11 protein-coding genes are annotated in these 12,773 nt (G+C 63.8%); 6 read left to right on the top strand and 5 right to left on the bottom strand.

The genetic code is table 11. The features are described from left to right. Positions 1-49: 49 nt before the first annotated feature. The 3 genes from MTX34_RS05905 to MTX34_RS05895 are packed head-to-tail and all read left to right on the top strand — an operon-like array spanning position 50 to position 3,088. Positions 50-1,039: a tripartite tricarboxylate transporter substrate binding protein gene (locus tag MTX34_RS05905; protein ID WP_243593917.1), complete on the top strand. Its 990-nt coding sequence runs from the start codon at positions 50-52 to the stop codon at positions 1,037-1,039. Further along, on the top strand, positions 1,036-1,566 hold the full coding sequence (locus MTX34_RS05900) for a tripartite tricarboxylate transporter TctB family protein (RefSeq protein WP_243593918.1): 531 nt from the start codon (positions 1,036-1,038) through the stop codon (positions 1,564-1,566). The genes MTX34_RS05905 and MTX34_RS05900 overlap by 4 nt, the downstream gene beginning before the upstream one ends. 16 nt (positions 1,567-1,582) lie before the next feature. Beyond that, positions 1,583-3,088: a tripartite tricarboxylate transporter permease gene (locus MTX34_RS05895; protein ID WP_243608767.1), complete on the top strand. Its 1,506-nt coding sequence runs from the start codon at positions 1,583-1,585 to the stop codon at positions 3,086-3,088. A gap of 61 nt (positions 3,089-3,149) precedes the next feature. On the opposite strand, the gene MTX34_RS05890 is transcribed toward MTX34_RS05895, so the two are convergent. Both MTX34_RS05890 and MTX34_RS05885 read right to left on the bottom strand, forming a co-directional pair. After that, complete coding sequence (locus tag MTX34_RS05890) at positions 3,150-4,223, bottom strand: alkene reductase (protein ID WP_243608766.1); 1,074 nt, start codon at positions 4,221-4,223, stop codon at positions 3,150-3,152. 100 nt (positions 4,224-4,323) lie between these two features. Then, on the bottom strand, positions 4,324-6,504 hold the full coding sequence (locus tag MTX34_RS05885; protein ID WP_243608765.1) for a glutamine synthetase III: 2,181 nt from the start codon (positions 6,502-6,504) through the stop codon (positions 4,324-4,326). A 189-nt stretch (positions 6,505-6,693) separates the two neighbouring features. Here MTX34_RS05885 and MTX34_RS05880 point away from each other — a divergent pair, with 189 nt between their 5' ends. After that, positions 6,694-7,161: a polyketide cyclase gene (locus tag MTX34_RS05880; RefSeq protein ID WP_243608764.1), complete on the top strand. Its 468-nt coding sequence runs from the start codon at positions 6,694-6,696 to the stop codon at positions 7,159-7,161. A 23-nt stretch (positions 7,162-7,184) separates the two neighbouring features. Next, positions 7,185-7,625: an SRPBCC family protein gene (locus tag MTX34_RS05875; protein WP_243608763.1), complete on the top strand. Its 441-nt coding sequence runs from the start codon at positions 7,185-7,187 to the stop codon at positions 7,623-7,625. A 4-nt stretch (positions 7,626-7,629) separates the two neighbouring features. Here the strand turns inward: MTX34_RS05875 and MTX34_RS05870 are convergent, their stop codons facing one another. Beyond that, the gene (locus MTX34_RS05870; protein WP_243608762.1) at positions 7,630-8,451 is read right to left on the bottom strand and encodes a trans-aconitate 2-methyltransferase; all 822 of its coding nucleotides are present in this window, start codon (positions 8,449-8,451) and stop codon (positions 7,630-7,632) included. Positions 8,452-8,739: 288 nt separating this feature from the next. Here MTX34_RS05870 and MTX34_RS05865 point away from each other — a divergent pair, with 288 nt between their 5' ends. Beyond that, on the top strand, positions 8,740-10,092 hold the full coding sequence (locus tag MTX34_RS05865) for an MFS transporter (RefSeq protein WP_243608761.1): 1,353 nt from the start codon (positions 8,740-8,742) through the stop codon (positions 10,090-10,092). A 92-nt stretch (positions 10,093-10,184) separates the two neighbouring features. Here MTX34_RS05865 and MTX34_RS05860 read toward each other — a convergent pair whose 3' ends face one another. Further along, positions 10,185-11,627 carry an acyl-CoA desaturase gene (locus MTX34_RS05860; RefSeq protein ID WP_243608760.1) on the bottom strand — a complete coding sequence of 481 codons (1,443 nt, stop codon included), beginning with the start codon at positions 11,625-11,627 and terminating at the stop codon, positions 10,185-10,187. A gap of 24 nt (positions 11,628-11,651) precedes the next feature. Then, entirely contained in the window at positions 11,652-12,749 is a 1,098-nt protein-coding gene (locus MTX34_RS05855) for a ferredoxin reductase (protein WP_243593927.1), read from the bottom strand. Between the last annotated feature and the right edge of the window lie 24 nt (positions 12,750-12,773).

Genomic DNA, 12,773 nt, shown 5'->3' with positions numbered 1-12,773 from the left:
CAGACTGTATCTAACCTGACGCTGTGACACACCACACGAAAGGTTTCTGATGGCGATATCGCCCACACTGCTACGAACAGCCGGAGCCCTGGCGGTGGTGGGAGCGGTGACCGTTGCGGGAATCGATGCCGCCAACAGCGCCAGCGGCTCCGACGCACGCGCCAAGCTCACGTTGATCGCACCGGCCGCTGCGGGCGGCGGCTGGGATCTCGTCGCCCGTGAATCGCAGCAGGCACTGCGCAGCGACGGAATCGTCAACAACGCCCAGGTCGTCAACGTCCCCGGCGCAGGCGGCACCATCGGTCTGAGCCAGCTCGACAACCTCAGTGGGCAGCCCACCACCGTCATGATCACCGGCACCGTCATGCTCGGCGGTATCGCGATCAACAACTCCGAGACGACTTTGGCCGACACCGTCCCGATCGCAAAACTCGCCGAGGACTTCGAGGTGTTCGTCGTCCCGAAGGATTCACCGATCCAGAATCTCGAGGACATGATCGAGGCGTGGCGCGCCAACCCAGGAGGACTTCCGATCGGCGGCGGTTCGCTCGGCGGAATCGACCACATCGTCGCGGGTCAGTTGGCGCAGGAAGCCGACATCGACCCCGCCGCAATCAATTACATCGCCTACTCCGGTGGCGGTGAGGTACTCACATCATTGCTGTCGAACACCGTCGGCGTTGCCGTCAGTGGCTTCAACGACTTCCGCGATCAGATCGAAGCCGGCAACGTCCGCGCGCTCGCCGTCGCCTCGCCCGAGCCGCTCGAGGGATTCGACGTGGACACCTTCATCGAGCAGGGTTACAACGTCGACCTGGTGAACTGGCGCGGAATCGTTGCGCCGCCGGGAATCTCGGACGAGGACCGGCAGACTCTCGTCGACATCGTCACCGAGATGGTCGAGACCGAGCAATGGGCGACGGCCGTCGAACGCAACCGCTGGAAGGAATCCGTCCTGACCGGAGACGAATTCGGAGAATTCCTCGAGGTCGAGCAGACACGCATCACCGGAATTCTCGAAGAGTTGGGGCTGGTATGACAACGACGACTACCGACACGGACGTGTCCCGATCGTTCTGGACGGGCCGCAGTGGACTGATCGTTCCCGCGCTGCTCGTCGCACTGGGAGCATTTCTGGTCTACGGAACCGTCACCATGGAGGTTCCATCGACCGCCACCTCCCCTGGCCCGCAGGTCTTTCCGGCCATCGTCGCGGGCGGCTGCTTCGTGGTCGCCCTGCTGGTCGCCATCCAACTGTTGGTCAAGCCCGAGGTGGTGGACCGCGGTGTCGACGAGGACGGCAAGCCACACACCGGTACCGTCAGCAACTGGCGCACCCTGTCGATCACCGTCGGATCGGTGGCGGTGTTCATCGCCCTCCTCGACCCGCTCGGCTGGGTTCTGGCAGGTGCGATCCTCTTCTGGGGCGTCTCGATCGGATTGGGCGGTCGCCGTTACGTGTTCGACGCGGCCGTCGCGCTGCTGGTCTCCAGCGCCATTCAGATCGCATTCTCCGCGGGCCTCGGCCTGACCCTGCCCGGCGGCGTTCTCGCCCAGATCTTCTGACGGAGCTGAATTTTCGATGGATTCATTGAGCAATCTTCTCGACGGGTTCGGCACCGCGCTGACTCCGATGAACCTGGTCTGGGTGTTCGTCGGCGCACTGCTCGGTACTGCCGTCGGCGTCCTACCCGGTCTCGGCTCGGCAATGGCGGTGGCACTGCTGCTGCCCGTCACGTTCACTCTCGACCCCACCGCCGCGCTGATCATGTTCGCCGGTGTGTATTTCGGCGGCCTGTTCGGCGATTCGATCTCCGGCATCCTGATGAACACCCCCGGCAACAGCACCGCGATCGCCGGGACCTTCGAGGGGCACCGGATGGCCAAGAACGGCCGAGCCCCACAGGCTCTGGCCACCTCGGCCATCGGCGCGTTCATCGGCGGCATCGTCGCCACGACCCTGGTGGTGTTCTTCGCTCCCACGCTCGCGTCGTTGGCGACCAACTTCGGTCCCGCCGAATACCTCGCCCTCGCTGTGTTCGCGTTCATCGCCACCTCGGCCGTGGTCTCGGACTCGGCGCTCAAGGGCCTGACCGCTCTGCTGATCGGCCTCACCCTGGCCGTGATCGGCATCGACGGTCCCTCGGGCGCTTCACGATTCACGTTCGAGGTACCGGCCCTGTTCGACGGCATTCACATCGTCGTCATCACCGTCGCGATGCTCGCGCTCGGTGAGGTCATCCACATCGCATCCAAGATCGGTCGGCCCGAGGATCGCAGCCTGATCAAGTCGCAGGGACGTCCGTGGCTGAGCAAGGCCGAGTTCCGCGACGCGATGCCGGCCTGGTTGCGCGGCACGGCATTCGGTGTGCCGTTCGGTGTGATCCCCGCGGGCGGTGCCGAAGTACCGAGCTTCCTGGCGTACGGCACCGAGCGCAGGCTCGATCGCAAGCGCGAGAAGCCGATGTTCGGTAAGGGTGCCATCCGCGGTGTCGCCGGACCGGAGGCCGCCGGAAACTCCACGGCAGGAACGGCAATGGGAGCGCTACTGGCTCTGGGTCTGCCGACGTCGGCGACGGCGGCCATCATGTTGGCTGCCTTCCAGCAGTACGGCATGCAGCCCGGGCCCCTGTTGTTCGAGCGCAGCGGCGACATCGTCTGGGCCCTGCTGGCCAGCCTGTTCGTGGCGATGATCGTGCTGCTGATCCTCAACCTGCCGTTCGCACCGTTGTGGGCGCAGCTGCTGAAGATCCCGAAGAACTACCTCTACGCCGGCATCTCGGTGTTCGCCGCCCTCGGCGTCTATGCGTCGAGTGCCTCGATCGTGGATCTGATCTTCATGCTCGGGCTCGGCATCGTCGGATTCATGATGCGCCGCTACGACATTCCGTTGGCACCGGTGTTGATCGCGGTGATCCTCGGCCCGCTGGCCGAGGAGTCGCTCCGACGCGCACTGGCCGTCAGCGAGGGCGACCCGTCGATCCTCGTCGGCAGCGCGATCACCATCGTGCTGTACGCACTGATGATCATCGCCGTGGTGTTCTCGATCGTCAGCAAGATCCGGGCCCGCAAGACCGCGGACTTCTGAGTGCGCTCCGCGCAGTGGTGTGTTCAAGTGCCCCCTGGGGCACTTGAACACACCACTGCCGCTAGGCACTGAACGCTGGGTAATCCGTGTAGCCCTTGGCACCGTCGGTGTAGAAGGTGCTCGGATCCGGCTCGTTCAACGGCAGATCCTCGCGCCAGCGGTATGCGAGATCGGGGTTGGCGATCGCCGGACGGCCGACGACGACGGCGTCACCGATGCCGTCGTCCAGGAGCGACAGCGCCTCGTCGCGGTTGGTGATCTCACCGAAACCACTGTTGACCAAAACGGCACCACCGAAGGCCTGCCGCAGATCCTGAACCAGCTCGCCCGCCGGATCCTTGTGCAGCACACTGAGATACGCCAGACCCAGCGGTGCAATCCGGTCGACCAACGCACGGTAAGTGGCCCGCACGTCCGCGGCGTCCGTTTCGAGCGCATCCTGAATGTTGTGCGCCGGTGAGATTCGAATGCCCACCTTGCCTGCGCCCAGAGCTGCGACCACTGCCTCGACGACCTCGGCGACGAAGCGCGCACGGTTCTCGGGCGAGCCGCCGTACTTGTCGTCTCGCTGGTTCGATGCCGGCGAGAGGAACTCGTGCAACAGGTATCCGTTGGCACCGTGAATCTCGACACCGTCCATGCCGGCAGCGATCGCATTCTTCGACGCCTGCACGAAGTCCTCGATCACCGAAGGCAGCTCGTCCTCACGCAACGCGCGCGGGGTGGGGTACGGCTTCTTGCCCTCGTAGGTGTGGGTCTCCCCCTCGATGGCGATGGCACTGGGGCCGACGACCTCACGGCCACCCGTCGTCGCCTCGTGAGTCACGCGACCGGCGTGCATGACCTGAGCGACGATCAAGCCGCCATCGGCGTGCACTGCGTCGGCGACGTTGCGCCAACCCTCGATCTGCTCGTCCGTGACCAGACCGGGCTGACCGGGGAAGCCCTGGCCTGCATGGCTCGGGTAGGTGCCTTCACTGACGATGAGCCCCAAAGATGCCCGCTGCTTGTAGTGCTCGACCACCATCGGGCCCGGCACGCCGTCCTTGCCGGACCGCACCCGAGTCAACGGGGCCATCACCAGCCGATTGTCGAGCTTCAGGTCACCGAGCGTCAACGGGGTGAACAACTTCATGGATCTCTCTCCTTACGAGTGCGTGCACAATCTTTGCCACTGACCACTCGAACGATCGAGATCCATGAAGCTATTCCGATCCGAGACATTGCTCACGCAATTACAGGATGTACAGCATCTCCTGATACGTCGGCAGCGGCCACAGATCGTCGGCCACCATCGCCTCGAGCGTGTCCGACGCAGAGCGGACGGCAGCCATGGCGGGCAGCAGTTCGTCCTTGGCGTGCGTGGCCTCGGCCAGAGCGTCGCCACCCGGGTCGGCTTCCAGCGCGCCCTTCAATGTCGCCAACGCTGCCCGCAGCTCCGACAGTGGAGCCGAGACCGCCTGCAGCGCAGTCATGTCCACGTCGTCGACGCCCGCGCCCTTGAGTGCGCTGACGTTCTGCGCCAGCTCCGTCTGGTAGCGCACCGCCGCGGGCAGGATGGACGTCTGGCCCATCTCCAGCGTCAACCGCGCCTCGACGAACACTGTCAACGCGTACTGCTCGAGCCCGATCTCGTAGCGCGAGTGCATCTCTCGGTGGTTGAAGACCTTGTACTTCTCGAACAGTTCCATGGCCGAGTCCGAGATCAGCTCGGGCAACGCGTCGAGTGTCGTGCGCAGGTTCGGTAGCCCGCGCGCCTCGGCCTCGATCTGCCAGTTGTCGGAGTAGCCGTCGCCGTTGAACACCACCGCGCCGTGCTCGGTGATGATCTCCGTCAGCAGGTTCTGCACGGCGGTGTCGAAATCGGTGCCGTCGGCGACGGCCGCCTCGAGGTTGGTCGCCATGTAGTCGAGAGCCTCGGCCATGATCGTGTTGATCGTGACCATCGGGCCGTTGACGGTTTGCATCGAACCGGGTGCGCGGAACTCGAACCTGTTGCCGGTGAACGCGAACGGGCTGGTTCGGTTGCGATCACCGGGATCGGTGGGCAGCACGGGCAGGGTGTCGGCACCGATCATCATGGTGCCCTTGCCCTTCGACGACGTGGCCGCACCCTTGGCGATCTGATCGAACACGTCGGCGAGCTGATCGCCGAGGAAGATCGAGATGATCGCGGGCGGAGCCTCGTTGGCACCGAGGCGGTGATCGTTGGTCGCCGACGCCACCGATGCGCGCAGCAGGCCGCCGTACTTGTGTACCGCGCGGATGACGGCGGCACAGAAGACGAGGAACTGCGCGTTGTCGTGCGGATTGTCGCCGGGCACCAGGAGCGATCCCAGGTCGGAGTTGCCGAGCGAGAAGTTGACGTGCTTGCCCGAGCCGTTGACGCCCTCGAATGGCTTCTCGTGGAACAGGCACTCCATGCCGTGCTTCTTGGCGATCGTCTTGAACGTCGTCATCAGCAGTTGCTGGTGATCGGCCGCGATGTTGCCGCGCTCGAACATCGGGGCGATCTCGAACTGTCCGGGTGCAACCTCGTTGTGCCTGGTCTTGGCCGGGATACCGAGCTTGAACAGCTCCCGCTCGGTGTCCATCATGAAGCCGAGGACACGCTCGGGGATGGCACCGAAGTAGTGGTCGTCGAATTCCTGGCCCTTGGGCGGCTTCGAGCCGAACAGGGTGCGACCGGCATTGAGCAGGTCGGGACGGGCCAGGAAGAAGTGCCGGTCGACGAGGAAATACTCCTGCTCCGGGCCACAGAACGAGACGATGTTCTCGATGTTCTCGTGCCCGAACAACTTCAGGATGCGCTCCGCGTGTCCGCCCATCGCCTGCTGGCTGCGCAGCAGCGGCGTCTTGTGGTCGAGGGCTTCACCGGTCATCGAGACGAACACCGTCGGGATGCACAGGGTGTTGCCGTTCGGGTTCTCGAGCACGTACGCCGGGCTGGTGACGTCCCAGCCGGTGTATCCGCGGGCCTCGAACGTGTTGCGCAGGCCGCCGTTGGGGAAGCTGGAGGCGTCGGGCTCGCCCTGGATCAGCGTCTTGCCCGCGAATTCTGCGAGTGCGCTGCCGTCACCGACGGGGTCGAAGAAGCTGTCGTGCTTCTCGGCCGTCAAGCCGGTGAGGGGGTAGAAGACGTGCGCGTAGTGCGTGGCACCCTTTTCGAGGGCCCAGTCCTTCATCGCCGACGCCACCGCGTCGGCAACCATCGGGTCGAGCTTCTTGCCTTTGTCGATCGTCGCCATCACCGACTTGAAGACCGATTTGGGCAGACGCTTCTGCATGACGACCTTGCTGAAGACGTTCTCACCGAAGATCTCGCCCGGCTTCTCGTCTCCGACGAAGCTGACCGCAGGCGGTACATACGCCTCGACGTCTTTGATCGCCTGCAGGCGTACGGTATTTCCACTCATGGCTACCCCTTGACAAGGTGCTGCTCCGCACCTGGATTGTGCGGAGTCCGACCCGGCGACTGTACGAATGCCTCGTGGCGGTGGTGTTTCGTCGCTGTGTCCACTGCAATGCAAAACCGCGATCGGAGTTTCTTTCCACGCAGACGGGGGTAACTCCGTAGCCAGCGTAAACAACCGAAAGCGAGCCCCGTGACCGACCAGCTGACCGTCCGCCGCGTGATCGACGCTCCCCCCGCCTCGGTGTTCACCGCCTTGGCCAACCCCGAGGTCCAGGCCGCGGTCGACGGCTCGGAGATGCTGCGCGGCGCAATCGACCCGACGCCGCTGCGTGCGGTCGGCGATACCTTTGCGATGGACATGTATCAGCCGCAGCTCGGCGAGTACGTCATGGAGAACACCGTCTTCGTCTTCGAGCAGGACCGGCGTATCGGTTGGATTCCCCGCCGTCAGGGCATGGAGCCTCGCGGCACGCGGTGGTCCTGGGAGCTCGACGCGGTCTCCGAGGGTCGCACCGCGCTGACTCAGGTCTACGACTGGTCTCGTGTCACCGATCCGGAGTTTCGCAAGATGGCCGGCTTTCCTCGGGTGACCGAGGACCAGATAGTGGGCACCATGCGCCGCATCGCCGAGCATCTTGGCGTCCGCCTCGAAAACTGATCCGCACAGAAAGAGAGAGCGTCATGGTCGACGTCACCAGAACATTCACCGCCGCAGTCGCGATCGAGAAGGCCGCAGCCTTTCTTCGAGATTTCTCCAACGCGACGGCATGGGATCCCGGGACACAAAGCTGCACACAGGTTTCCGCCGGCCCGGTCGCCGTCGGTACGCAGTGGCACAACGTTTCGAAACTGTTCGGGATCACCACCGAACTGACCTACACGTTGGTCACCGACGAACCGACACACATCGTGTTCGAGGGAGAGAACAAGACGGCCACCAGCGTCGACGACATCACGCTGACCTCCGAAGGACCGCACTCGACCCGAATCGACTACCACGCGAAGGTCGAATTCAACGGTGCAGCCAAGGTAGCCGGCCCGTTCCTGAAAGCCGGATTCGAGGCGAAAGTCGCTCCGGAGACGGTGGAGAAGATGACCGAGGCGCTCGAGCGGCTGAACTGACCGCTTACTTGCGCGCGACGATCGTGAAGTTGTCGGCCGAGCTCGCCACGGCGTCGGGTGCCACGATCGAACCGTCGTCGGCGAAGATCTCCACGATCGTGAACCCGGCACCCGTCACCAGCGATCGCACGTCCGACACCGTGGTGAAATGCATGAACGGCGCGAAGTCGTGTGCAGCGAGTGGAGCGATGGCCCATGATCCCCGATCGTCGACGCGGGATTTGGCCGACCACCAATTGCGCACGCTGCGAACGACACCGGCAGGATCGAGCAGCCTCCGCCCGATGGCCGTCACCGCCCGTTTCGGCGAGAAGCTGAACCGCTGCGTCGGCCTGCTCAGCTGAAACGGCTTCTCCCCGAACGACGGTCCGTTGCGGTTGAGGGTGGAGAACACCAACACTCCGGAATCCGCCAGCAGTCGGCCGAATTCTGCGAGTATCTGGCCGCGCTCCTCGTGGGTGACGGTGTCTATTCCGTTGTTGCTGAACACGATCAGGCCGAACTCGCCGTCGGTGAACGCCGTCAGATTGCGCGCGTCGGCCACATGCGCCTGCAGGTCAGGGAAATTTCGGCGGAACGCGTCGATCATGTTGGGCGCGTAGTCGATCGCAACATAGTGATCGCTCACGAGTCGGAGCAGGGCCGTCGTTCGCCCACTGCCGACGCCGACGTCCAGCACCGGCGTTCCGCGCGCAACCGAGGCGGCAGCGACCAACGCTGCGGCCTCCCCACGGTCGAGAAATCCATCGGTGGGGCCGGCGTACTCCACATAGGCCGCGGCCACCCGAGCACTGTCGAACACATCCCGATTGTGGTCTGTGGACACGCCGATCACCTCTTCCTCCCTGACCGCTGCCACCCGCGCCTCGCCCCGAAATCAGACGGTACCGGCGAAGCCTGAGGTGCGCCTGAGGCCGAATACCCACCGAAGTGTGGCCTCCGCCACCACCGACGGCGACAAACGAAGTATGAACTCGAGCCACGTACCGTCGCCGACTTCTCCGCCCTCGACCGATCCCCCCATTCGGGGGTATTCGTGGGGTGACTCGGGTCACTACCGTTCGTCGCACTCGGTATCGCGCATTCACCCGATACCCGACAAAACGGAGGAACCATGACCACTGTCTCACCCGACGACCCGGGTGTGTCCGCACCGTCGTCACCTGCGGTGCAGACCAAGACCAGTGTTCGACGGGTCGCCGTCGCCAGCGGTATCGGCACGACGATCGAGTTCTACGACTTCTTCATCTACGGCACCGCTGCCGCGCTGGTCTTCCCGACGATCTTCTTCCCGGCCCTCGGATCCACAGCAGGCACCGTGGCCTCGTTCGCGACGTTCGCGGTCGCGTTCATCGCCAGGCCCGTCGGCGCAGTCCTGTTCGGGCACTTCGGCGACCGCATCGGTCGCAAGAAGACCCTGATCTCGACGCTGCTGTTGATGGGGGTGTCCACGTTCGCGATCGGTCTGCTGCCCGGCGCGGAGACCATCGGCGTCGCGGCCCCGATCATCCTGGTGCTACTGAGGTTCGGGCAAGGGTTCGCGGTCGGCGGAGAATGGGCAGGCGCGACCCTGCTCACGGCCGAGTACGCACCGCCCGGTAAACGCGGCTTCTACGCCATGTTCCCCCAACTCGGACCGTCGGCCGCCTTCATCTTCTCCAGCGCGACATTCCTCGCGACCGGTCTGCTGCTCGGCGATACCAACGAGACGTTCCTGAACTACGGCTGGCGAATCCCGTTCCTGCTCAGTGCTGTTCTGGTGCTCATCGGCCTGTACATGCGGTTGGCCATCGAGGAGACCCCGGTCTTTCGCGCCAACAAACTCGCCGAGGAGCAGGCACCGGCGAACGCGACCCCGACGAAACTGCCGATCTTCGACGCCTGGCGCATTCAGAAGCGTGAAATCATCACTGCGGCAGGCGCATTGGCATCCTTGTTCGCCTTCTTCTACATGGGGACCGCATACCTGACGAGCTACGGCACCAAGACCCTCGGGTTCGACCGCCCCTTCGTGTTGGTCACCGGCATCGGAGCCGCGGTCATCTTCGGAATCGCGATCGCGCTCTCGGCGACCTACTCCGATCGCGTCGGCCGACGGCGAGTGATCATGGGAGCATGCATCATCGCGATACCGTGGTCGATCGCTCTGTTCCCGATTCTCGACACGGGTTCGTCTGCGGCGTTCGTCATCGGCATGTGCGTCACGCTCGCCATCTTCGGAGTTGCCTACGGACCGACCGGGGCCCTGCTCCCGGAGCTGTTCCAGACCCGATTCCGTTATACCGGAGCAGGTTTGGGCTACAACCTCGCCGGAGTTCTCGGTGGAGCGATTCCGCCGATGCTGGCCGCTCCGCTCACCGCCGCGTTCGGCAGTATCTCGATCGGCGTGATGCTGGCTCTGCTGTCGGTGCTGAGTCTGGTCTGCACCAAGAGACTGATCGAGACCAAGGATGTCGACATGGCGTGAGGGCCGACAACCCGACCGCGAACAACGAAGAACCGCGGCCACCCGGAAGTCGGGTGGCCGCGGTTCTTGTCGGCTGTTCGGTGGGACGAAACTCAGTCGTCGCCACGGGGCGGCGGCTGAACGTCGACGCCACCGGAATTGTGCTCCGGTCCGGCCGCTGGATGACCGGCAGGTACGCGTCCACGCGTCTTCGCGGCCTCGCTGTCCTTGGTGGCACCCTCGGCGAACTTGCGACGCCAGCTCTCCTCGGGACGGTAGGGGCCCGGCTTCGGCCGAACCTTGCCACCCGGGAACGCCAGCCGTGCGATGGTCCGCTGGACCATGCCCCACTGCTGAAAGAACGGTCCGGTGTTGTACGGCAATTCGTAGCGCTCGCAGATGTCCTTGATCTTCGGCGCGACGTCCGAGTACCGGGTGCTGGGCATATCCGGGTACAGGTGGTGTTCCACCTGGTAGCTCAGGTTGCCACTCATCAGGTGGAACAGCGGTCCGCCGTCGATGTTCGCGGCTCCGACCAACTGACGGACATACCAGCCGCCGCGGGTCTCGTTCTCGACCTCTTCCTGGCTGAAGGTGTAGGCCTGGTCCGGGAAGTGACCGCAGAAGATGATGGCATTCGACCAGACGTTACGAATGATGTTGGCGGTGAAGTTCGCGGCCACCGTCGACAGGAACGTGCTCTCGACACCACTGAGTCGGCTGTCCAGCAATGCTGCCGTGCGACGGTTCTTGCCGAAACGCGCGGATCCCCGCAGCTTGGACGCCAGGCGAGACCTCTTGCTCTCGGGCAGACGGCCACCGGACGCCAGCTGTGCCAATGCGAACGCACCGGCACTGATCAGGGGCCAACCGACGTAGTCCTTGACGAACTGCTTGCGTGCCTTGACGCCGATCCCTTTGAGGTCCTCGACGAGATCCTTGATCGGCTTCTCGCCACGACGGATGGCCTCGATGTCGAGATCGTGCAGGGCCACGCCCCACTCGAAGAACGCCATCAGCAGCACGTTGTAGAACGGCTGGGCCAGGTAGACGGGACTCCACTTCTGACGTGGGTCGATCCGCATAATCTCGTAGCCGAGATCCTTGTCCTTGCCGCGGATGTTGGTGTACGTGTGGTGCACGTAGTTGTGGGAGTGCTTCCACGAGTTGGCAGTGGAGGCGGTATCCCAGTCCCACACCGACGAGTGGATTTCCGGATCGTTCATCCAGTCCCACTGGCCGTGCATGACGTTGTGGCCGATCTCCATGTTCTCGAGAATCTTGGCGATTCCGAGGCATGCGGTGCCGGCCAGCCAGGCCGGCTTGCTGGTGGAACCGAGCAACAGCACGCGTCCGGCGACAAGCAGCTGACGCTGGGCCGCGATCACCGAAGTGATGTACTTTCGGTCCTTCTCACCGAGGCTGGCGTACACCTCGTCGTGGATGGCGTCGAATTCCTTGGCGAGCTCGGCAATGGTCTCGTCACTCAGGTGCGCCAGCGGGTTCACCGGCTCATCGGTGTCGGTGACGCGCCTGGTGGTTTCGTCGATAGACATACATTCCCCTGTTCGAATGGAAGATCAGAGTTCGATTTCGATGTCGCCCTCAGCGGTGTTGACACAGATCCGAACCGCTTGCCCCGTAGGTTCGGAGATATCCCCGTTACGTAGGTCACGTAAACGCCCCTTTTTCAAGGTACCTACACAGGTATGACAGATGCCGATGCGACAACCGAACGTCAGGTCCAGTCCGGCATCCTCTCCTGCTGCGAGAATTGTTGTGCCACCGTCGCATTCGACGTCCTTCTTGCTGTTCAGGAACTTGACGACGCCGCCTTCGCCTGCATCGTCGCCGCCGCCGATGACGGGCTGGAAACTTTCGTGATGGAATTTGTCGTAATCGCCCTGGTCTTTCCAATACGAGCGCAGATCGTCCAGATGTTCACCCGGACCGGAGCAGAATGCTTCGCGCTCCCGCCAATCCGGAACCAACTCGTCCAGTTCGGACGCCTTCATTCGACCTTCGTCGCTGGTGATCCGCAGCTTCACCGTCAGGCCGTCGTGCTTGGCTTCGAGTTCGTCGAGGGTGTCGGCGAACATCAACTGCTCACGGTTGTGCACCGAGTGCACAACCACGGCGTCGGTCACCTGATCGTGGTGGTCGAGGGCGCGAAGCATACTGATGATCGGCGTGATGCCGCTGCCTGCGCTGATGAACACCATCTTGTCCGGAACCGGACTCGGCAGAGTGAATTCACCCTCCACCTCGCTGAGGCGCACGATATCGCCGGTTCTGATGGTGCCCACCAGGTATGGCGAGACCGTGCCCGACGGCACCAGCTTGGGGCTGACGCTGACGAGTCCGTCCACCGGATCCGGATCGGATGTCAGCGAATACGCCCGCCAGTGGTACCGACCGTCGATCAGTACTCCGAGTCGGACGTACTGGCCGGGCGTATGTCCCTGCCACTCGAAACCGGGACGGATGTACACCGAGACGGCTTCCGATCCCTCGGGAACCACCCGCTCGACCTTCCCGCGAAGTTCGCGAGTCGTCCACAGCGGATTGATCATCGACAGGTAGTCGTCGGGTCGGAGCGGATTGAACAGAGATCGGACTGCGCGCAGCATCGTCCGTCTCACAAAAGAAACCTGGGGCTTGGCCCCCCGTTCAGCCATACTCAACGGTAACTCCGAGAAGCT

Origin of the sequence: Rhodococcus sp. ARC_M5, assembly GCF_022810405.1 — a bacterium.
Classification (GTDB): Bacteria; Actinomycetota; Actinomycetes; order Mycobacteriales; family Mycobacteriaceae; genus Rhodococcoides; species Rhodococcoides navarretei.
This window is presented reverse-complemented; position numbering and strand designations above follow the sequence as displayed.